General features: G+C 72.9%; 20 protein-coding genes. 12 read left to right on the forward strand and 8 right to left on the reverse strand.

Annotation, left to right across the window (positions count from 1 at the left end; translation table 11 throughout):
* Positions 1-120: 120 nt before the first annotated feature.
* From IE145_RS01465 to IE145_RS01475, 3 genes are read right to left on the reverse strand one after another with little or no spacing between them, the layout of a single operon-like run.
* Positions 121-531, reverse strand: a complete 411-nt coding sequence (locus IE145_RS01465; RefSeq protein WP_003966665.1) for a RidA family protein — start codon at positions 529-531, stop codon at positions 121-123.
* 6 nt (positions 532-537) lie between these two features.
* Entirely contained in the window at positions 538-1296 is a 759-nt protein-coding gene (locus IE145_RS01470) for an IclR family transcriptional regulator (protein WP_006127175.1), read from the reverse strand.
* Positions 1293-2582: a sugar kinase gene (locus tag IE145_RS01475; protein ID WP_189518050.1), complete on the reverse strand. Its 1290-nt coding sequence runs from the start codon at positions 2580-2582 to the stop codon at positions 1293-1295. The genes IE145_RS01470 and IE145_RS01475 overlap by 4 nt, the downstream gene beginning before the upstream one ends.
* Positions 2583-2715: 133 nt before the next feature.
* On the opposite strand from IE145_RS01475, the gene IE145_RS01480 reads away from it, so the two are divergent.
* Positions 2716-4017 (forward strand): type III PLP-dependent enzyme domain-containing protein, encoded by a 1302-nt coding sequence (locus IE145_RS01480; protein WP_189518053.1) that lies wholly within the window; start codon positions 2716-2718, stop codon positions 4015-4017.
* A gap of 37 nt (positions 4018-4054) precedes the next feature.
* Positions 4055-5680: an N-acyl-D-amino-acid deacylase family protein gene (locus IE145_RS01485; protein ID WP_189518055.1), complete on the forward strand. Its 1626-nt coding sequence runs from the start codon at positions 4055-4057 to the stop codon at positions 5678-5680.
* Positions 5681-5709: 29 nt separating this feature from the next.
* On the opposite strand, the gene IE145_RS01490 is transcribed toward IE145_RS01485, so the two are convergent.
* Positions 5710-6567, reverse strand: coding sequence for a siderophore-interacting protein (locus IE145_RS01490; protein ID WP_189518057.1), 858 nt, complete (start codon positions 6565-6567; stop codon positions 5710-5712).
* Between the two features lie 91 nt (positions 6568-6658).
* Here IE145_RS01490 and IE145_RS01495 point away from each other — a divergent pair, with 91 nt between their 5' ends.
* Complete coding sequence (locus IE145_RS01495; RefSeq protein ID WP_189518059.1) at positions 6659-7480, forward strand: TetR/AcrR family transcriptional regulator; 822 nt, start codon at positions 6659-6661, stop codon at positions 7478-7480.
* 43 nt (positions 7481-7523) lie between these two features.
* Here IE145_RS01495 and IE145_RS01500 read toward each other — a convergent pair whose 3' ends face one another.
* Complete coding sequence (locus IE145_RS01500; protein ID WP_189518060.1) at positions 7524-8384, reverse strand: S1 family peptidase; 861 nt, start codon at positions 8382-8384, stop codon at positions 7524-7526.
* Between the two features lie 113 nt (positions 8385-8497).
* Entirely contained in the window at positions 8498-8923 is a 426-nt protein-coding gene (locus IE145_RS01505) for a winged helix-turn-helix transcriptional regulator (RefSeq protein WP_308427783.1), read from the reverse strand.
* Positions 8924-9114: 191 nt separating this feature from the next.
* Here IE145_RS01505 and IE145_RS01510 point away from each other — a divergent pair, with 191 nt between their 5' ends.
* Positions 9115-9933, forward strand: a complete 819-nt coding sequence (locus IE145_RS01510) for an NAD(P)-dependent oxidoreductase (protein ID WP_189518062.1) — start codon at positions 9115-9117, stop codon at positions 9931-9933.
* A 51-nt stretch (positions 9934-9984) separates the two neighbouring features.
* Here IE145_RS01510 and IE145_RS01515 read toward each other — a convergent pair whose 3' ends face one another.
* Positions 9985-10314 carry a hypothetical protein gene (locus IE145_RS01515; protein WP_189518064.1) on the reverse strand — a complete coding sequence of 110 codons (330 nt, stop codon included), beginning with the start codon at positions 10312-10314 and terminating at the stop codon, positions 9985-9987.
* A 239-nt stretch (positions 10315-10553) separates the two neighbouring features.
* Here IE145_RS01515 and IE145_RS01520 point away from each other — a divergent pair, with 239 nt between their 5' ends.
* The 7 genes from IE145_RS01520 (at position 10554) to IE145_RS01550 (ending at position 18297) form a co-directional block, all read left to right on the forward strand.
* Complete coding sequence (locus IE145_RS01520) at positions 10554-11366, forward strand: arylamine N-acetyltransferase family protein (RefSeq protein ID WP_189518066.1); 813 nt, start codon at positions 10554-10556, stop codon at positions 11364-11366.
* Positions 11367-11643: 277 nt separating this feature from the next.
* On the forward strand, positions 11644-12855 hold the full coding sequence (locus IE145_RS01525; RefSeq protein WP_189518068.1) for a pyridoxal phosphate-dependent aminotransferase: 1212 nt from the start codon (positions 11644-11646) through the stop codon (positions 12853-12855).
* Between the two features lie 81 nt (positions 12856-12936).
* Complete coding sequence (locus tag IE145_RS01530; protein WP_069739027.1) at positions 12937-13344, forward strand: SCO4983 family protein; 408 nt, start codon at positions 12937-12939, stop codon at positions 13342-13344.
* 193 nt (positions 13345-13537) lie between these two features.
* Positions 13538-14680: a hypothetical protein gene (locus tag IE145_RS01535; RefSeq protein ID WP_189518589.1), complete on the forward strand. Its 1143-nt coding sequence runs from the start codon at positions 13538-13540 to the stop codon at positions 14678-14680.
* 53 nt (positions 14681-14733) lie between these two features.
* On the forward strand, positions 14734-15984 hold the full coding sequence (locus tag IE145_RS01540) for a toxic anion resistance protein (protein WP_189518070.1): 1251 nt from the start codon (positions 14734-14736) through the stop codon (positions 15982-15984).
* Complete coding sequence (locus IE145_RS01545) at positions 15981-17615, forward strand: vWA domain-containing protein (protein WP_229825187.1); 1635 nt, start codon at positions 15981-15983, stop codon at positions 17613-17615. The genes IE145_RS01540 and IE145_RS01545 overlap by 4 nt, the downstream gene beginning before the upstream one ends.
* Before the next feature lie 25 nt (positions 17616-17640).
* The gene (locus IE145_RS01550; RefSeq protein ID WP_189518593.1) at positions 17641-18297 is read left to right on the forward strand and encodes a hypothetical protein; all 657 of its coding nucleotides are present in this window, start codon (positions 17641-17643) and stop codon (positions 18295-18297) included.
* 170 nt (positions 18298-18467) lie between these two features.
* Here IE145_RS01550 and IE145_RS01555 read toward each other — a convergent pair whose 3' ends face one another.
* Positions 18468-20291, reverse strand: a complete 1824-nt coding sequence (locus IE145_RS01555; protein WP_189518073.1) for a phosphoenolpyruvate carboxykinase (GTP) — start codon at positions 20289-20291, stop codon at positions 18468-18470.
* 225 nt (positions 20292-20516) lie between these two features.
* Between IE145_RS01555 and trhA the strand changes: the two genes are divergently transcribed.
* Positions 20517-21209 (forward strand): PAQR family membrane homeostasis protein TrhA, encoded by a 693-nt coding sequence (gene trhA / locus IE145_RS01560; RefSeq protein ID WP_189518075.1) that lies wholly within the window; start codon positions 20517-20519, stop codon positions 21207-21209.
* Positions 21210-21228 lie beyond the last annotated feature (19 nt).

Consider the following 21228-nt stretch of genomic DNA (forward strand, 5'->3'; position numbering starts at 1 on the left):
CACGGCGCCCCCGGGGAGCGGGGCACCGTGCCGTACGGCGTACTGCGGGAGGGGTTCTGCGTGTGGAGCAAAGGATCAGAGGATCAAAGAGGGTGCGAGCCGTTCAGGGGGCCGTGACGGTCAGCCGAGCACCGCGAGCGCGTCGATCTCGATGAGCAGGCCCTTGGGCAGGCCCACGTAGACGGTCGTGCGGGCGGAAGGGGCCTCCTTGAGGTTCTGCTCGGCGAAGTAGGCGTTGTAGATCTCGTTCATCTCGGCGAAGTGGTCCACGTCGGTGAGGTAGACGCGCATCATCATCACGTCGTCCCAGCTCGCGCCGCCCTCCTCCAGGATCGCCTTGACGTTGGCGAAGGTCTGGAGGGTCTGCTCGCGCAGGGTCGGGCCGGCCGGGGTGGGGGCCTGGCCCTCGACGGCGGGGAGGAAGCCCACCTGGCCGGCGACCTGGAGGATGTTCCCCTTCTTCACACCGTGCGAGAACTTCGCGGGCGGCGTGGTGTGGGTGGAGGGGGTGAGCGCGGTCTTCTCGGTCATGGCTGATCAGGCTTTCTTGGGTCGGTTGGTGCCGGAGTACTCCCGGCTGATGGTCTCGGCGGTGCGCCGGACCAGCGGGAGCAGGGTGAGGAGTTCCTCGGCCGTGACGACCACGTTCGGTGCGGACACCGACATGGCCGCGACGACCCGCCCGTCCGCACCGCGGATGGGGGCGCCGATGCAGTTGATGGACTCCTCGTGGCCACCGAGGTCGGTGGCCCAGCCCTGTTCGCGGACGACGGCCAGCTCCTTGAGGAAGGCGGCGGCGTCGGGCGTCGAACGGGACGTGTACATGGGGTAGTCGAGCTTCTCGGCGATCGCGCGCCGTTCGGGCTCGGTGAGGTCGGCCAGCAGCAGCTTGGCGACGGCCGCGACGGTGATCGCGACGGGCTTCCCGATCCGGGAGTACATCCGGACCGGATAGCGGCTCTCGACCTTGTCGATGTAGAGGACTTCCTGCTCCTCGTACACGGCGAGGTGGACGGTGTGCCCGCACCGGTCGTTGAGCGCGACCAGGTGGGGGTGGGCGATCTCGCGTACGTCGAGGTTCTCCACGGCCTCCTGCGCGAGGGCGAACAGCCGGGCGCCGAGGCGGTAGCGCTGGTCCTCCTGGCGGTAGACGAGGCCGTGCTCGTGGAGCGTCCGCAGCAGGCGCAGCGCCGTGGACTTGTGGACGCCGAGCCGCTCGGCGACCTGGCCGAGGTCGGCGGGTCCCTGGGCGAGCAGCGGCAGGATGCTCAGTGCCCGGTCGACGGTCTGGCTCATGGTGTGCGTACCTCCTCGGAAGCCCGGTCGGCTGCGGTCCAGCCGGGGCCGAGACGAAGTCTCCCCCAGGCGTCGTCGTCGAGGGCGACGAGGCGGTCGGCGTGGTCGCGGGCGGGCGGTTCGGTGAGGTCGCCGGGGACGGTGAGGACGGCGGCGGCCATGAGGTGCCCGTGCCGGGCGCGGTCGCGGACGGGCAGCCCGCGCAGGGTGGCGGAGAGGAATCCGGCGGCGAAGGCGTCGCCCGCGCCGACGGCGGCGACGACATCGACGTGGAAGGCGGGGACGTGGGTGACGGTGTCGGGGCCTGCGCCTTCGGCATCCTCATCCCCTCCGGCGTGCGGGGAGCGGGGTTCGGCGGCGTCTTCAGCCCTTCCGGCACTCGGAGAGCGGAGCCCGGAGGCGTCCTCAGCCCCTCCGCCCTCCGTGGAGCGTGCGCCCGGGGCGTTTCCAGCCCCTCCGACGCTCGGGGAGCGGAGCCCGGTGGCATCCTCAGCCCCTCCGGCGCTCCGGGAGCGAGGCCCGGGGCTGACCCCCGTGGCGAACACCGTCGCGCCCGCACTCCCCCGCTTCACCACGAGCACGTCCGGCTCCGGAACCGCCGCCCGGATCGCCTCCGCGCCCACGATCCCCCACGCCTCCTCCGCCTCGTCCTCCCCCACGAACACCAGGTCACAGCGACGAGCCAGCTCCAGCAGCACCGAGGCGTCCGCGTCGGCCGGGCCGCCCCGCCACAGATGCGGCCGGTGGTTCACGTCGAACGACACCAGCGGGCGCCCCGGCCGCGCGGCCGTCAGCTCCCGCAGCAGCGCCAGGCAGTCGCCGGACAGCGCCGCCGTGATCCCGGACAGATGCAGGACACGGCCCGCGAACAGCTCCTCGTACGGCAGGTTCGCCGGTGACATCGCGGACGCCGCCGACCCGGCCCGGTAGTAGGCGACCTCGTGCGTGTCGGTCCCCCGGTCCGAGGCCGTGCGGAAGTAGATGCCGGTCGGCCGGACCGGATCGCGGCGGACCGCCGACGTGTCGACCCCGTACGACCCGATCGTCTCGACGAGGTGGTCGCCGAACCCGTCCGCGCCGACCCGGCCGACCCAGGCCGCCCGGTGCCCGGCGGCGGCGAGCGCACAGGCCACATTGGACTCGGCCCCGCCGATCCCGCGCCCGAAGGAGGGCACGTCGGCGAGGCGGCCGGGCTGCGAGGGCAGGAACGTCACCATGGACTCACCGAGACAGACGACATCGGTGGTCGTGGCGGCGACGGCCGTCCCTGCTGCGGGTCCGGGCACTGGGGGCTCCTCGCTGATCGGCGTGCGGGCCGGTGGTCACCATTGACCGGGCATCGGCTCGGATGTTAGACAGCGTTGAGCGATATACGCAATGGGTGTTGCATATGTTGCAACAAACTTCGAGGAGCTCCCCTTGGCAGCCGAAAGCCCCACCGACCGCGCCGCGTCCCTCACGGCCTCCCTCGCCGACGAGCGCGTCGACCACCGCTTCAAGGCGCTGCCGCCGGACGCGGAGGGCCTGACCGTCGGGGCGCTCGCCGCCGAGCGCCGCAACCTCTTCACCGGCGGGTTCACCACCCCCGTGCTCGCGCTCTCCGCCGAGTCGGTGGCCCACAACCTCGACCTCCTGGAGACGTACGCCGAGCGCCACGGCCTCGCGTTCGCCCCGCACGGCAAGACGTCCATGTCCCCGCGGCTCTTCGTGGACCAGCTGGAGCGCGGCGCGTGGGGCATCACGGCCGCCGTGCCGCACCAGGCGCGGGTCTACCGGGCGTTCGGGATCGCACGGATCTTCCTCGCCAACGAACTGGTCGACCCGGTCGCCCTGCGCTGGCTGGCCGGCGAGATGACGGCCGACCCGTCGTTCCGCTTCGTCTGTTACGTCGACTCCGTGCGCGGCGTCGAGCTGATGGACGAGGCCCTCGGCGCCGCGGGCGCCACCCGTCCGGTCGACGTGGTCGTCGAGCTGGGCGCGGGCGAGGGCGCGCGCACCGGGGCCCGCACGGAGGCCGACTGCGCGGCCGTGGCCGACGCGGTGGCGGCGGCAGGTTCCCTGCGCCTGGTGGGAGTCGCCGGGTACGAGGGCGAGGTGCCGGACGCCGGCCCCGAGCGGGTACGGGCCTGGCTGCGGCGGCTCGTCGGGCTCGCGGCCGCCTTCGACGCCGAGAAGCGGTTCGCCGGGGCCGAGGAGATCGTGATCAGCGCGGGTGGCAGCGCCTGGTTCGACGCGGTCGCGGACGTCTTCGCCGAGATCCCCGAACTGAGCCTGCCGGTGCTGAAGTTGCTGCGCTCCGGCGCGTACGTCTCGCACGACGACGGGCACTACAAGCACCTCACCCCCTTCAACCGCGTCCCCGAGGAGGGGGCCCTGGAGCCCGCCTTCCGGCTCTGGGCGCAGGTCGTCTCCCGACCGACCGGCGAGCAGGCGTTCCTGAACGCGGGCAAGCGGGACGCGGCGTACGACCTCGATCTGCCCGAGGCGCAGGTGGTCCGCTCCGGCCGGGACGGCTCGGTGCGGCCCGCCACCGGGGTGAAGGTCACCGGTCTCTCCGACCAGCACACCTGGCTGCGCACGGAGGAAGGGGCCGGACTGGAGGTGGGCGACTGGGTCGGCATGGGCCTCTCGCACCCCTGCACCAGCTTCGACAAGTGGCAGCTGATCCCGCTGGTCGAGGCGGACGGCACGGTCACCGACTACATCCGCACGTTCTTCTGAGCGGTCCCCTCTTCCCTCCTGCCCCGAAAGGCCACCCATGGACCTGGTCCTGCGTGACGCGCTCGTCGTCGACGGCACCGGCGAGCCCTCCTACCGCGCCGATGTGGCCCTCGACGGCGGCCGCATAGCCGAGATCCACCCCGAGGGCACCCCCGGCCCCCGGCCCACCGCCGCCCGGACCGTGGACGCGGACGGCCTCGCGCTCGCCCCCGGCTTCATCGACATGCACGCCCACAGCGATCTGGCGCTGCTGCGCGACCCGGACCACAGCGCGAAGGCGGCGCAGGGGGTCACCCTGGAAGTGCTGGGCCAGGACGGGATGTCGTACGCCCCCGTCGACGACCGCACGCTCGCCGAGGTCCGCCGCTCCATCACCGGCTGGAACGGCGACGGGAGCGACATCGACTTCGACTGGCGTACGGTCGGCGGATATCTGGACCGCCTGGACCGCAACTTCGGCGGGCAGGGCATCGCGGTCAACGCCGCCTATCTGATCCCGCAGGGCACGGTCCGGATGTACGCGGTCGGCTGGGACGACCGGCCCGCCACCGAGGCCGAACTGGTCCGGATGCGGGAGCTGGTGGACCAGGGCATGCGCGAGGGCGCCGTCGGCATGTCGTCCGGGCTGACCTACACCCCCGGGATGTACGCGGACGACGCCGAACTCACCGAACTGTGCCGGGTGGTGGCCCGCCACGGCGGCTACTACTGCCCGCACCACCGCAGTTACGGGGCCGGCGCGCTCGAAGCGTACGAAGAGATGGTCCGGCTGACGCACCACGCCGGCTGCGCCCTCCATCTCGCCCACGCCACCATGAACTTCGGCGTCAACAAGGGCAGGGCGCCGGACCTCCTGGCCCTCCTGGACGGCGCGCTGGCCGCCGGGTCCGACATCTCGCTCGACACCTACCCGTACACCCCCGGCTGCACCACACTGGTGGCGATGCTGCCGAGCTGGGCGAGCGAGGGAGGGCCGGAGTCGGTGCTCACCCGGATCGCGGACCCGGCGAGCGCGGAGAGGATCCGGCACCATCTGGAGGTGCTGGGCTCGGACGGCTGCCACGGGGTGCCGATCGAGTGGGACACCATCGAGATCTCCGGCGTGAGCGCGCCGCACCTGGGCGAGTACGTGGGCCGTACGGTCGAGGAGTCGGCACGGCTGCGGGGCGAGGAGCCCTGGGTGACCGCGCGGCGGCTGCTGACCGAGGACCGGCTCGGGACGACGATCCTCCAGCATGTGGGGCACGAGGAGAACGTCCGGCAGATCATGCGCCACCCGGTGCACACCGGCGGCAGCGACGGCATCCTTCAGGGCGACAAGCCGCACCCGAGGGCGTACGGCACGTTCCCGCAGTACCTGGGCCGGTACGCCCGGGAGTTGGGGATCCTGTCGCTGGAGGAGTGCGTCGCCCATCTGACCTCGCGCCCGGCCGCCCGGCTGCGGCTCGCGAACCGGGGCCTGGTGCGCGAGGGCTACCGCGCGGACCTGGTGCTGTTCGACCCGAAGACGGTGGCGGCGGGCTCCACGTTCGAGGAGCCGCGCACGCTGCCGGTGGGCATCCCGCACGTCCTGATCGACGGCCGCTTCGTCATCGAGGACGGCAAGCGCACGCCGGTCCTGGCGGGCCGGGCGGTCCGGGGAGCGGGAGCCACGACGGGCTGAGCCCACGAGGCGCCCGCCACCCGAGGCCCCTACGAAGCCTCCGAAGCCTCCGAAGCCCGCTCCGCCGCCCAGGCGAGGTCCTCCTCGGTGGGGGCGTCGTCCTGGGTGAGCGAGCGCCGCCAGTAGCCGCTGAACTCAACTGCGGTCTTGGCGAGTTCGCGGTCCTCGACCAGGTGGCGGCGGAGCGCGCGGACCACGGACGCCTCGCCCGCCACCCAGGCGGCGTCCACCCCGTCGAGGTCCGCCCCGGCGTCCCGTACGGCGTCCACCAGCGAGCCGCCCCGCTCGCGGTGCACCCAGCGGACCTCGGCCCCGCCCGCCGCGGCCGGCAGTTCCCGTTCCTCCGCCGCGTCCGCGACCTCGGCGTACACGACAGCCCCGGTCCCGGCCGGGAGCGCCTCCAGCACCGTGGCGATGGCCGGGAGCGCGGTCTCGTCCCCGGCGAGGAGCATACGGCGGGCGGCGGGCAGGGGACGGGCGTAGAGGGAGGACGGGCCGACCATGCCGAGGACGTCGCCGACCCGGGCCGCCGCTCCCCAGCGGGAGGCGGGGCCGCCGTCGCCGTGCAGCACGAAGTCGACGGCCATCACGTTGCGTTCGCGGTCGTAGGAGCGGACGGTGAAGCTGCGCATCCAGGGCCGCTCCGCCTCCGGGATCGCGAGGTACGCCTCGTACCAGCGCATGCCGTACGGGTCCTCGGCCTCCCGCTCCGGCAGCGGGGGCGCGACCTGTCCGGCGCGCGGCAGACAGAGCTTCATCTGCTGGTCGGGGCGGTCCTCCAGGAGCCCGGGAAGTGCGTCGGCGGTGAAGCCGATCCTGGCCGTCCCGGGGGTGACCCGTTCGATGTCCACGACCCGTACGTACGTGACCGGCACAGCCTGACCCATCGCGACCCGACCCCTCTTCCTGTGGAGGTTGATACCTTACGGCGTAATGAATTACCCGCCGGACGTTACTTTACGCCGTAAGGAGTCGCACGTGGTGGTCTTCGCCGGACAGGGCGATCCGCGCCGTTCCCTCTCCCTCCTGTGGCGTTCGGACGCCCCGCCGCCGACGCGCGGCGGCCCGGGGCCCAAGCCCCGGCTGAGCGTGGACGCGATCGTCGCGGCGGCCGTGGCGCTGGCGGACGAGGAGGGGATGGCGGCCCTGTCGATGCGCGCGGTCGGCGACCGGCTCGGACGCACGGCGATGGCGCTCTACACCTACGTCCCCGGCAAGAGCGAGCTGCTGGACCTGATGTACGACGCCGTCCACGCCGAACTGCCCACCGCGTACCCGGAGTCGGGCCCGGACGACTGGCGGGCGCCACTCACCGCCTGGGCCGGGGAGGTCCTGGAGTTCTACGTACGCCACCCGTGGGTGCTCCAGGTCTCGCAGGCGCGCCCGGTGCTGGGGCCGCACGAGTACGCGGGCCTGGACACGCTGGTGGCCCTGTTGCGCGCGACGGGCCTGCCGGCCGGGGTGGTGCGGCGGCTGGTGGGGACCCTGTTCCCGCTGGTTCGGGGTTCGGCGCAGGCGGTGGCCGACGCCCGGCTGGCCGCGGCGGCCACGGGGAGCTCCGACGAGGAGTGGTGGGCGGAGCGCTCGGCGGCCCTGCTGGAGCTGGTCCCCGACTTCGCGGAGCGCTTCCCCGCGGTGAGCCGCCTGGAGGCGGAGGGGCCGGTGGAGCCGCGTCCGGGAGCCGTGCCCGAAGGCGTCGACGCGGTGCCGTATCCGGAGCGGGAGGCCCGTGAGACCTTCCGGGTGGGGCTCGGGGTGCTGCTGGACGGGATCGAGGCGGCGCGCGCCGGGCGGCCCTGACCGAGGCCAGGACCGCCCGGCGCGCCCATGCGGCTCCAGGCGGCTACGGCTTGGGCAGCGCGCAGCCCTCACGGTCGAGGTCGATCCTGCTGCCGGCCCCGATGCACGGGACCATGTTGTACGTCTGCTGGGCGTAGTTGATGCCCTCGCGGACGGTCACGTTGCCGTTCTCGTCGACCTCGCACGGGTTGTTGTCCGTGCACTCCTGGCCGCTCTCGTTGCCGGTGTTGTTGACGGCGACCACCTTGCCGGTGGCGTCGTCGATCACCGGCGAGCCGGACGTGCCGCCGATGGTCCGGCACTCCGGGGTGTAGCGGACCGAGTCCCTCCAGGTCCACCGGCCTTCCTTGAGCTGGTGGACGAAGCCGTCGATGTCACAGCTGTAGGTGCGCTTCCAGTAGCCGGAGGCGACCGTGATGGCGGTGCCCGCCGTCGGGTGGGCGGTCTCCAGCTCCAGCGCCCGGATGCCGTACCTGTCCTCGATCTGCTGGTAGGTGCTGGTGAGTTCGTAGAGCGAGAGATCGGTGTCGGTCATGGTGCCGTACGCGATCTTGCCGGCCCTCAGGGTGCCGACACCCCGGCCCGAGGCGTTGAGCAGGGTGAACGTCCGGGAGGACGGCCGGTCGACGACGACCTCGCCGGGTCCCGGGAAGCCGGTCTCCAGGCAGTGCCCGTTGGAGAGCACGAGGGCGGGGTCGGTGGGGGCGGCGTCGGGGGCGCGGACGACGGAGCCCGAACAGTTGCTGAGCGCGACGGTCCCGGCGAAGGTCACCGCCTTCGCCGCGGGGCCGGCCTTGGGCGCGGCTTCCTTTGCCTGCTGTGCGGGATCGGCTGCGACGGCGGGCGCGACGCCCGCTCCCAGGAGCAGGGCAGCAAGAAACGCACCGACGAGAGGCTTGTTCATGTGGGGGGTACCTCCAGTGATGCCAAGGGCCGGAGATCTTCCGGCTTTTGACATGCGCATGTTGGCGCAGATGTCAGGCCGTCACAAGAGGTCGATTCCGGCCGCCGCCACGGCTACCGCAGTCCCGGCCCCGCCACGGGCTCGGCGGCGGCCTCCGTCCCGGGCTCCTCCGCGCCCCGGTAGATGTGGTCACGGCCCCACGCACCCAGCGGCTCCAGCGCCGCGTTCAGCGAGAACCCCAGCGGGGTGAGCGAATACTCCACGCGCGGCGGCACCTCGGCATACACCTCGCGGTGCACGATGCCGTCGTCCTCCAGCTCCTTGAGATGGGAGCTGAGCACCTTCTCGGTCACCCCGGGCACGGCCCGCCGCAGCTCACCGAAGCGGCAGGTCTTCTCGTTCAGCGCCCACAGGATGAGCACCTTCCACTTGCCGCCGATGACATCCATCGCCGCGTCGATCCCGCAGACGAACGCCCCCGGCCGCCGCACGATCCGCTTCATCGCCCGTCCGTCCGTCATCGCGCGTCCGTCCGTCATCGCCTGACCGTCCGCCATCGCCCGTCCCCCTGTCATCAGCCGTCCACCCGCCATCCCCCGTGCAGCCGCCCTTTCCCGTGCACCCGCCATCTCCCGCGCCGCCCTCCCCGACCGGTCGCTGTCCATGAGGTAACCACCCACTTCACAGTGCGTACTTGTAGCCGTCGGAGCCTTCGACCAGCCTAATCGGCATGTCCGACAACACTGTTGCCTCCGCCACGCCCGCCCCTCTCACCCTGCTCGGCCTCGGCGCGATGGGCGCCGCGCTCGCCCGCACCTGGCTCGCCGCCGGGCACCCCCTGACCGTGTGGAACCGCAGCCCCGGGAAGACCGCCGAACTCGCCGCCGCCGGGGCACGGGTGGCGGCGACGGCGGCCGAGGCGGTGGCCGCGAGCCCGCTCGTCGTGACCTGCCTGCTGGACGACGCCTCGGTCCGCGAGGCGCTGGCGGAGGCCGACCTCACGGGCAAGGACCTGGTCGACCTCACGACCTCCACCCCGGCCGAGTCGCGGACCCGCGCGGCCCGGGCGAACGAGCGCGGTGCCCGTTTCCTGGACGGCGGGATCATGGCCGTACCGCCGATGATCGGGGTGCCGGAGGCCGGGGGTTACGTCTTCTACAGCGGCTCCCGCGAGGTCTTCGACGCCCACCGCGAGACGCTGGCCGTGCCCGCCGCCACCCGGTACGTCGGCGCCGACCCCGGCTTCGCCGCACTCCACGACGTGGCGCTGCTCAGTGCGATGACCGCCATGTTCGCCGGGGCCCGGCACGCGGCCGCGCTGGTGGCGGACGCGGGGATCGACCGAGACGCTTTCGGCGCCCTGCTGGCCGACTGGCTCACGGCGATGGCCCCGGCGACGGCGGGGTACGCGGGCGGGCCCGCGCCCGAGGACCCGACCAGCGCGGCCGTGGCGGCGGCGGGGGACGCGGCGCTGCTCCGTACGGCGGAGGAGCAGGGCGTCGGCACGGCGCTGCTGATCGCCTCGACGGGGGCGATGACCGGCATGTGACGGTCCGCGTCGGGTGCCGGGGCGGACCGAGCGTGCCGGTGCCCCTCCGCGTCAGCCTTCGAACGCCGCGGTCTCCTTCGCGTACGTCACGGCCTGGAGCAGCGTCAGTCCGGGCTCAGCCTGGCGTAGGACCTTGATGGCCTCCACGGCATCCGCCGGGCCCTCGTACCCGGCGGCATCCAGCCGCCCTCGCACCCACCGGCCGCGCAGCTCCGCGTCCGGGCGCCCGGCGGACCGCTCCGCCAGCGCGAGGGCCCGCTCCAGTCCGGGGCGCTCGGCGTCCGGGGCGGTCTCCAGCGCACTGCGCAGTGCGGCGACGACATCGGGGGCGTCGCGGACGACGAGAACGGCGAGGGGCTGGGGCTTCCGGAACAGGCTCATGATCCACCGCTACCCGGCCCGGGCCGGCTCTCACCGGAGTTGAGCAGGATCTGAGCCGCCGGGTCCGGGAGGGCCCCCGCCCAAGGCCCTGGACCGGGACCCCGATCCGAGGCCCCGCCCCAAAGCCCCGTCCCAAAGCCCCGGCCCAGGGCCTCGGTCCAGCGACCGAGGCCCTCCGGAATCGCACCTCGGACCGCAGCCGGAGGCGCGCCCGCGCCCCGGCTGCGTACGGTCGGCGTATGACACTCGACCTCGACGCGTACTTCGCCCGCATCGGCTGGACCGGGGAGCCCCGCCCCACCCTGGAGGTGCTGCGGTCCCTGCACCGGGCACATCTGTCCGGCATCCCGTTCGAGAACCTGGACGCCGTTCTCGGCTCGGCCCCGTCGTTGGCGCTCGACGACCTGGAGGCGAAGCTCGTGCGCAGCGAGCGCGGCGGCTACTGCTACGAGCACAACACCCTGTTCTCCACCGTCCTGCGGCAGCTCGGCTTCCCCGTGACGCTGCTGGTCGCCCGCGTGGTGCTGGGCGCGGCGCCGGGCGACATCCGGCCGCGCACGCACATGCTGATGAAGGTGGACGTGGAGGGGGAGCCGCACCCGTATCTGGCGGACGTCGGCTTCGGGGCGACCGGCGCCCTGATGGAGCCGATCCCGCTGGTGGAGGACGCCGAGCTGTTCGACGGCCCGCGTCACCACCGGCTCGTCCACATCGCCCACGACGGCCCGCTGCCGATGTGGGAGCTCCGGGCGGAGAAGGGCGGCGCGTGGGAGGCGCAGTACGCGTTCACCCTGGAGCCGTTCGAGGCGCCGGACTACGAGGTGATCAACTGGCACATCGCGACGCATCCGCGCTCGCCGTTCCGGCAGGCGGTGTACGCGCAGCGCACCCGGCCCGACTCGCACCTGCTGCTGGCCGGACTGGACCTGGTGGAGACGGCCGACGACGGCACGGTCAAGGAGCGGACGCTGAAGGACGGCGACGAGGCGCTGCGGGTCCTGGCGGACGACTTCGGCATCCGGCTCCCGGAGGGCACCCGGCTGCCGGAGTGACGGCGCCGGGCGGTCAGCCCCCCGGCCGCACGGCCCCCGGCGGGGCGCGCCCTCGCCCGCCGGGGGCCGTGCGGCCCCCGCGTGGCGCATCTCACCGTCCCGGCCGCCCACGCCCCCTTTCCAAGCCGCGACGCCGCCCCGACCGGGCGATCCCACGGTCCGGGGCGGCGGCGGGCATGGCGATGGAAGACGGAGCGGGACGGGGGCACGCCCCGGAGGGAGTACGCCGGGACCAATCCCCGCGCACCCCGCGAAACGCCGCCGTAAGCTCGCGGACATGCAGGTCATCCAGTCCACGAAGCTCGCCAATGTCTGTTACGAGATCCGGGGCCCCGTGCTGGAGGAGGCGATGCGGCTGGAAGCGGCCGGTCAGCGCATCCTCAAGCTGAACACGGGCAACCCGGCCGCGTTCGGGTTCGAGTGCCCGCCGGAGATCCTCGAGGACATCCTGCGCAACGTCGCGGGCGCGCACGGCTACGGCGACGCGAAGGGCCTGCTGTCCGCGCGCCGCGCGGTGATGCAGCACTACCAGACCAAGGGCATCGAGCTCGACGTCGAGGACATCTACCTGGGCAACGGCGTCTCCGAGCTGATCCAGATGTCGATGCAGGCGCTGCTGGACGACGGCGACGAGGTGCTCGTACCGGCTCCCGACTACCCGCTGTGGACCGCCTCGGTCTCGCTGGCGGGCGGGACGGCCGTGCACTACCGGTGCGACGAGCAGTCCGACTGGATGCCGGACCTCGCGGACATCGAGCGGAAGATCACCGACCGCACCAAAGCCCTGGTGATCATCAACCCGAACAACCCGACCGGCGCGGTGTACGACGACGAAATGCTGCGCGGTCTCACCGAGATCGCCCGGCGGCACAACCTGATCGTCTGCTCCGACGAGATCTACGACCGGATCCTCTACGACGGCGCGACCCACACCCCGACGGCGGCCCTCGCCCCGGACCTCATGGTGCTGACCTTCAACGGGCTCTCCAAGAACTACCGGGTGGCCGGCTACCGCTCCGGCTGGATGGCCGTCTGCGGCCCGAAGGCGCACGCCACCTCGTACATCGAGGGGCTGACGATCCTCGCCAACATGCGGCTCTGCGCCAACATGCCCTCGCAGCACGCGGTGGCCACCGCGCTCGGCGGACGGCAGTCGATCGAGGACCTGGTGCTGCCCGGCGGCCGGATCCTGGAGCAGCGGAACACGGCGTACGACCTGCTGACCTCGATCCCCGGGGTGACGTGCGTCAAGCCGAAGGGTGCGCTGTACCTCTTCCCCCGGCTCGACCCCAAGGTCTACAAGATCAAGGACGACCGGCAGATGGTGCTCGACCTGCTGCGGGCCGAGAAGATCATGGTCGTGCAGGGCACCGGGTTCAACTGGCCCGAGCCCGATCACTTCCGGATCGTCACGCTGCCGACGGTCGAGGACCTGACCGACGCGGTGACCCGGATCGGCACCTTCCTGGACGGTTACGGACAGCCGTAGACCGATCACGCTTCCGGACCATGGACAACTTTAGACTCGTTCCAATGTAGGATGGTCGCACGCACCCTCGGGAGGCCATCCATGTACGAGCCGATCCGCAGCCCCTCGGTCCACAGCCCGGCCGACGACGCGGACTTTCCGCACCGCAGCCGTGAGGAGGAGCTGGACATCCAGCTCGCCGGGCACCTGGCCGCCCTCCTCGCGGTCACCGACGAGCTGGGCCTGGGCGCCGCGGGTGACCGTATCGCCGAGCAGGTGGCCCGGCTGCGCGGCGCCCCGCCCGCCCGGCACGCCGGGCTGACCGCCGCCGCCCCCGCGAACCTCCACCGCCGCGCCCACACCCTCGCGGGCCGGGCCCTGCTGGTGGCCGCGTCCCGCGCCGACACGACCGCCGCCATCCTCTCCGCCGAGCGGATGGACGCCCACACCGCGGCCCTCGCCGCCCTCGCCGACCCCGCCTCCTCCGCGCGGCTGGTCGGCGCCCACTGACGGCCCCGGTCCGCGCGCCTCGGCGGCGTGCGGACCGGGTGCCACGGATCCCGGAGGCTCCGCGCCCGCCGCCGGCCCGCCACCGCCCCGCCGCCGGTCCGTTGCGTTCTGGGATGGCTCCTTCATCTGCCGTCCACCCGACTCGGCCCGGAATGTGGGTTTCCGCGAGCACGCTGCACGGGTGAGACGCATCGTGGGAATCGTCCTGGCGGTCTTCCTGATCGCCGGTGTGGCAGCGGCCGTCGCCCTGGGCCGTGACAGCGGGGCCGGCGGGGACAGCGGCACGGCCGCGAAGACCGTGCGCGGGGTGATCGGATCGGAGAAGGCCGAGTTCTTCGCCGACCCCGACACCGTGAAGGCCCTCGCGGCCCACGGGTTCACCGTCCGGACGGAGACCTCCGGATCCTGGGCGATGGACCGACTGCCCCTGAAGGGTTACGACTTCGCCTTCCCCGGCTCCAAGGCCCCGGCCGATGAGCTGAGCCGGAGCGCCGAGACCCGCGGCGGCCCGCTGCGGCCGTTCTACTCACCGCTCGTCGTGGTGGCCCACCGCAACGCCGCCGAGGTCCTGGCGGCCAACGGCCTCGCCCGGCTGCGGACGGGCGCGCCGGAAGCGACCGACGGGCCCGGCGGCGCGGACGGGCCGGGCGGCGGGTCCAAGTGGGCCACGCAGGGGACGCTGCTCATGGGCCCCTACCTGGCGGCGGCCGAGGACGACCGCACCTGGCAGCAGCTCAAGGGAGCTTCCGGACATGCCGAGTTGAGCGGCACGGTGTTCATCACGAGCACCGATCCCGTCACGTCCAACTCCGGCGCGCTCTACCTCGCCGCCGCCTCGTACGCCGCCGACGGCGGCCGGGTGGCCACGGACGCGAAGGCGGTGGAGCGCACGGCGCCCCTGCTGCGCAAGCTCGTCCAGGTGCAGGGCGCGCAGCAGACCAGCAGCGACGCGCCGTTCCGCGACTTCATCAGCGGGGTCGGCAATCCTCTCGTGCTGGTCTACGAGTCACAGGTGGCCTCCCTCCTGATGAACGGTCAGCGACAGGAGGTCGGCGACCTCGTCGTCCTCTACCCCGACACCACGGTCTCCAGCGACCACACCCTCGTACCGCTGACCGATCACGGCCGCGAGCTGGGCGAGCTGCTGTCCACCGACCCCGGGCTGCGGAAGCTGGCGGTACGGCACGGCTTCCGGCCGCAGGGCGCCGCGGCCGAGTTCACCGCCGCCACGGCCGGCCACACCGCCTACATCGACCAGCGGCTGACCGGCGTGCGCCAGGCGCCCGTGCCCACCGCGGAGCTGCTGCGCTCGATGGCACGGCGGGCCCGCGGCTGACGACGCCCCCGGCCGGCCCACAGCCCAGCCCTCGCAGTCAGGAGACCTCCGCCATGACCCAGCACACCGGGCCTCGGAACACCGGCCCACAGCACCCCGGGCCCCCGGACCCCCGACGGCCCCACGACCCGCCGACCACCCCGCTCGTGCTCACCCCGCCCGCACCCGTCGCCCCCGTCCGGGCCGAGCAGGCGACCGGGCTCGTCCCGGTCGCGGAGGACGTGCGCGCCGACATGCTGCGGCGAGCCGAGGAGTACGTCGACGGGCTCGCCGGACTCGACGCCCGCTCCCCCGAGTTCGGCGCCCGGGTCGCCGAGATCGCCGCGCTCGGGCACGGCGACATCCGGGGCGCCGCCCAGCAGTCCAACCGGATGCTGGACCGCACCGTCCGCTCGCTGGCCTCCGGCGAGGGCGACGCCCCGGCCCGGGTGGGCTCCTCGCTGGTCGAGCTGCGCCGCACGGTGGAGGACCTCGACCCGCGGGACACCCAGGGGCGCGGGGCGCGCCGGCTGCTGTCGCGGCTGCCGGGCGGACGCCGACTGCGCGACCATGTCGCGAGGTACGCCTCCGCCAGGGACACCCTCGACCGGATCGTCGGCTCGCTCCGTAGCGGGCAGGACGAACTGCGGCGCGACAACGCGGTGTTGCACACCGAACGCACCCGCCTGTGGGACACCATGGGGAAGTTGCAGGAGTACGAGGTCCTCACCGCGGCCCTCGCCGACGTCGTGGAGCGGCGCGTCGCGGAGGCCGGGGATGCGGGCGACCCGGTGCGGGCGGACGCGCTGCGGGCCGACGTCCTCTTTCCCGTACGGCAGAAGCACCAGGATCTGCTGACCCAGATCGCGGTCTGCGCCCAGGGGTACCTGGCGATGGACGTCGTACGGCGCAACAACGACGAGCTGATCAAGGGCGTCGACCGGGCGGCCACCACCACCGTCTCCGCGCTGCGGATCGCGGTGATGCTCTCCTCGGCGCTGGAGAACCAGCGCCGGGTGACCGAGCAGGTGCGGGTGCTGCGTACCACCACCGAGGACCTGATCCGGGGCAACGCGGAGATGCTCGCCACCCAGAGCGGGGAGATCCAGCGCATCGCGGCCGACCCGGCGGTCGGGGCCGAGACCCTGCGGACGGCGTTCGGCCAGATCTACGCCACGCTCGACGCCATCGACACGTACAAGGCGCGGGCGACCGAGACCATGGCCGCCACCGTGGCGTCGCTGACCGCCGAACTCCACGAGGCCGGGAGCCGGCTGGAACGGGTCCGCGCGGCCGACGTGACGCTGGACGGGGGCCGCTCGTGAGAGACCGCCGACCGCCCCACGCCCGTCGGCCGCCGTACGCCCGCCGCGTACTTCTCCCGCTGCTGGCCGCCGCCCTGCTGCTCCCGCTCGCCGCCTGTACGTCCGACGGGGGTGACGGGCGGGGCTCCGGGCCGGGCCGCTCCGACGACGGGCGGGCCCGCACGGGCACGCTGCGCGTCCTGGCCTCCAGTGAACTCAGCGACATGAAAGCCCTGTTGGAGGAGGCGCGGAAGGCGACCGGGATCACCGTGCGGCCCACCTGGGCGGGCACGCTGGACGCCGTCGAACGCCTGGCGTCCGGCAGGGCGGACGGGGCGTTCGACGCGGTGTGGCTGTCGTCCAACGACTACCTGCGCCTCGACCCGGAGGCCGCCGGGCGGATCGCTTCGGAGACCCCGCTGATGGCGTCCCCGGTCGCCCTCGGGGTACGGCCCGCGACGATGCGGCGGCTCGGCTGGGACGCCGCTTCGGTCAGCTGGGCGCAGGTCCACCGGGCGGTCGCGGCCGGAGACCTGACGTACGGGATGACCGACCCGAACCGCTCCAACTCCGGTTTCTCCGCGCTGATCTCCATCGCCTCCGGGCTCTCCGGCGCCCAGGCGGCGCTCACCGACGACGATGTCCGCAGGGCCGGGCCGAAACTGCGGGAGTTCTTCGCGGGGCAGCGGCTGACCTCCGGTTCCTCGGGGTGGCTGGCCTCGGCGTACGCCCGGCGCTCCACCGTGGACGCGCTGATCAACTACGAGTCGGTGCTGCTGTCGCTGAACCGGGACGACGACGCCGGGCTGACCGTGATCCGCCCGCGCGACGGGGTCGTGACCGCCGACTACCCGCTGAGCGCGCTCACCGGCGCCACGCCGGAGGCCCGGGACGCCGTGCGGACGCTGACCGAGCACTTCCGGTCCACCGCCGTGCAGCGGGAGATCACCGCGCGGACGCTGCGCCGCCCGGTCGTCGCCGCCGCGCGTCCCGCCGACCCGCTCGCGCCCGAGCAGCGCCGCGAACTGCCGTTCCCCGGTTCGCGATCGGTGGCGGACGGGCTGCTGTCCTCGTACGAACACCGCCTGCGACGCCCTTCGCGGACCGTGTACGTCCTGGACACCTCCGGGTCGATGAAGGGCCGGCGCCTCGCGCAGCTGAAGTCCGCGCTGAACGGGCTGACCGGCCACTTCCGGGAGCGCGAGCAGGTGACGCTGCTGCCGTTCGGGTCGGCCGTCAAGCAGGTCCGTACGCACACCGTCGACCCGGCGGACCCGAAGGCGGGCCCGGCGGCGATCCGGGCGGACGCGGCGGCGCTGAGCGCCGAGGGGGACACGGCGATCTACTCCTCGCTCGCCGCGGCCTACGACCACCTGGGTCCCGACACCGAGTCCGCGTTCACCTCCATCGTGCTGATGACGGACGGTGAGAACACGGCCGGCCGGTCGGCGGCGGAGTTCGAGGCGTTCTACCGGGCGCTGCCCGAGGCCCGGCGGGTCACCCCGGTGTTCCCGGTCGTGTTCGGGGACTCCGACCGCTCGGAGCTGGAGGCGATCGCCGCGCTGACGGGCGGCCGGCTCTTCGACGGGACGAAGGAGGAGGGCCCCGGATCGCTGGACGGCGCGTTCGAGGAGATCCGTGGCTACCAGTGACGAGACGCGGAGGAAGGGCAGGCCGGTGGCGGCCCGGGTCCTCGGCTATCTGGAATCGACCCGCAATCTGACCGGCAGCGCGGCGGCCCTCGGCGGTCTCCTCCTCACCTTCGCCGGGTTCGGGGGCGTGTACTGGCCGGTGGTGGTCGGCGGGCTGTACGGGGCGGGCGCACTGCTCGCCCCGCCGCTGCGCCCGCCCGCCCCCGCGTTCGAGGAACCGTCGTCCCGGCTGGACGAGCTGCGGGCCGACCTCGCGACCTTGCGGGCGTACCTGGAGCAGGTGGCTCCGCCGCCGGCCGCGGCGGAGCGTCTGGAGGCGCTGACCGGCCTGCTGGACGGGCTCCTGGCGCCGGGCTGGGCCTCGGAGGCGCTGGCGGACGACCCGGAGGGCGTGCACGTGGTGGCGCGGGCGGTGCGGCGGGACGTACCGGAATCCGTGGACGCGTATCTGCGGACGCGGTGGTGGACGCGGCTCGCCCCCGGCGGGCGGGCCCCGGAGGAGGAGCTGGAGCGGCAGGTGTCGCTGCTGCACGGGGAGGCGCAGGCCCTGGTGGACGGGTTGCGCGAGGCCGAGGAGCTGCGCCAGCGGTCCCACACGCGGTACCTGGAGGACCGGGGCGGCGCAGGAGCGGTGCGGGCGAGAACTGGACAAGCGGAGACGGGGCGGCCCCCGGAACCGTGAGGGGGTTCCGGGGGCCGGGAGGGGTGTTCTTGGTCGGGAACAGGCCCTCCGGGGCCGTCGGCGACGACTGGCGCGACGACAGGCCCCGTACCGCGGCGGATCGTTCGGCCCCACAGGTCAGGGCGGATGTCCGATGGACCCGGCCGCGGGGTCCGTGGGGTGTGCCGGGATCAGCCCAGGCGCTCGACGAGCGCGTGGTACTCGTCCCACAGCTCCTTCGGCGTGTGGTCGCCGAAGGTGTTCAGGTGCTCGGGGACCAGGGCGGCCTCCTCGCGCCAGACCTCCTTGTCGACGGTGAGCAGGAAGTCGAGGTCGGCCTCGGAGAGGTCCAGGCCCTCGGCGTCCAGCGCGCCCTTGGCCGGCAGGATGCCGATCGGGCTCTCGACGCCCTCGGCCGTGCCCTCCAGGCGCTCCACGATCCACTTCAGGACGCGGCTGTTCTCGCCGAAGCCGGGCCACACGAACTTGCCCGCGTCGTTCTTGCGGAACCAGTTCACGTAGTAGATCTTCGGCAGCTTGGCCTGGTCCTTGTCGGCGCCGACCTTGACCCAGTGGTTCATGTAGTCGCCCATGTTGTAACCGCAGAACGGCAGCATGGCGAACGGGTCGCGGCGCAGCTCGCCGACCTTGCCCTCGGCGGCGGCGGTCTTCTCGGAGGCCACGTTGGCGCCCAGGAAGACGCCGTGCTGCCAGTCGAAGGACTCGGTGACCAGCGGGACGGCGGAGGCGCGGCGGCCGCCGAAGAGGATCGCGGAGATCGGCACGCCCTTGGGGTCCTCCCACTCCGGCGCGATGATCGGGCACTGTCCGGCGGGGACGGTGAAGCGGGCGTTGGGGTGGGCGGCGGGCGTGGTGGACTCGGGGGTCCAGTCGTTGCCCTTCCAGTCGGTGAGGTGCGCGGGCGCCTCCTCGGTCATGCCCTCCCACCACACGTCGCCGTCGTCCGTCAGCGCGACATTGGTGAAGACGGAGTTGCCCCACATGGTCTTCATGGCGTTGGCGTTGGTGTGCTCGCCGGTGCCGGGCGCGACGCCGAAGAAGCCGGCCTCGGGGTTGATGGCGTAGAGGCGGCCGTCCTCGCCGAACCGCATCCAGGCGATGTCGTCGCCGATGGTCTCCACGGTCCAGCCGGGGATGGTCGGCTCCAGCATGGCGAGGTTGGTCTTGCCGCAGGCCGACGGGAAGGCGGCGGCGACGTACTTGGCCTCACCGCGCGGCGGCGTCAGCTTCAGGATGAGCATGTGCTCGGCGAGCCAGCCCTCGTCGCGGGCCATGACGGAGGCGATGCGCAGGGCGTAGCACTTCTTGCCGAGCAGGGCGTTGCCGCCGTAGCCGGAGCCGTACGACCAGATCTCGCGGTCCTCGGGGAAGTGCGAGATGTACTTGGTGGAGTTGCAGGGCCACGGGACGTCCTCCTGGCCCTCCTCCAGCGGCGCGCCGAGGGTGTGGACGGCCTTCACGAAGAAGCCGTCGGTGCCCAGCTCGTCCAGGACGGCCTGGCCCATGCGGGTCATGGTGCGCATGGCGACGGCGACGTACGCGGAGTCGGTGATCTCGACGCCGATCGCGGAGAGCGGCGAGCCGACGGGCCCCATGCAGAAGGGCACGACGTACAGGGTGCGACCGCGCATGGACCCCCGGAAGACACCGTTCTCCCCCGTGAAGATCTCCCGCATCTCCGCGGGGTCCTTCCAGTGGTTGGTCGGCCCCGCGTCCTTCTCCTCCTTGGAGCAGATGAACGTACGGTCCTCGACGCGGGCGACGTCGGTGGGGTCGGAGGCGGCGTAGTACGAGTTGGGCCGCTTGATCTCGTCCAGCTTGGTGAACGTGCCCTTGGCGACGAGCTCCCCGCACAGGCGCTCGTACTCGGCCTCGGAGCCGTCGCACCAGACCACCCGGTCCGGCTGGGTGATGGCTGCGATCTCGTCGACCCAGGAGATCAGCTCCTGGTGATGGGTGGGGACAGTGAGGGGAGCCGCGATGTCGCGCGCCACGATCGCTCCTACGTTGAGGGTGTCAGTTGTCTGTAGGCCCCGTGGGGGCTGCGACCCGGATGCTTCGTACCCTTCGAAATCCCCTGGCGCTCATCCGGTGCCGACTGCACTCATTTGATCATCCGACCGATCCGCCCATCTGTCCAGGGGGCCTCACACGTGAGCATCGCCACTCGTTTGCGCCCCGTATCCGCCACCTACGGTGGCGTAGGTACCATGCGAGTCATGACTGACCCCGCCGCAGCCGCCACGACCCCGGGCCCCGTCGCACTCGACCCCACCCCCGTCAAGCCGCGGATGCGCGGCTGGCTGCACGCCGGAATGTTCCCGGCGGTCCTGATCGCCGGGATAACCCTGATCGCGCTGGCCGACAGCACGAGGGCCCGGATCGCCTGCACGGTCTACATCCTCAGCGCCTGCCTGCTGTTCGGCGTCAGTGCGGTCTACCACCGCGGCACCTGGGGGCCGCGCGGCGAGGCGGTGCTGCGCCGCCTGGACCACGCGAACATCTTTCTGATCATCGCGGGCACCTACACCCCGCTGACACTGCTCCTGCTCCCCGAATCGACGGCCCGGCCCCTGCTGTGGGCGGTCTGGGCGGCCGCCGCGGCGGGCATCGCGTTCCGCGTCTTCTGGGTCGGCGCGCCGCGCTGGCTCTACACCCCGTGCTACATCGCGATGGGCTGGGCGGCGGTCTTCTTCCTGCCGGACTTCATGCGGACGGGCGGCATCGCGGTCCTGGTCCTGGTGATCGTCGGCGGGGTGCTCTACAGCGCGGGCGGCGTGATCTACGGCATCAAGAAGCCGAACCCGTCGCCGCGCTGGTTCGGCTTCCACGAGGTCTTCCACTCGCTGACGCTGGCGGCGTTCATCGCGCACTACGTGGGCATCTCGCTGGTGGCGTACCAGCACGGGTAGGCGCCTTCGGGTGACACAA

This window comes from Streptomyces sindenensis (assembly GCF_014649035.1).
GTDB lineage: Bacteria > Actinomycetota > Actinomycetes > Streptomycetales > Streptomycetaceae > Streptomyces > Streptomyces sindenensis.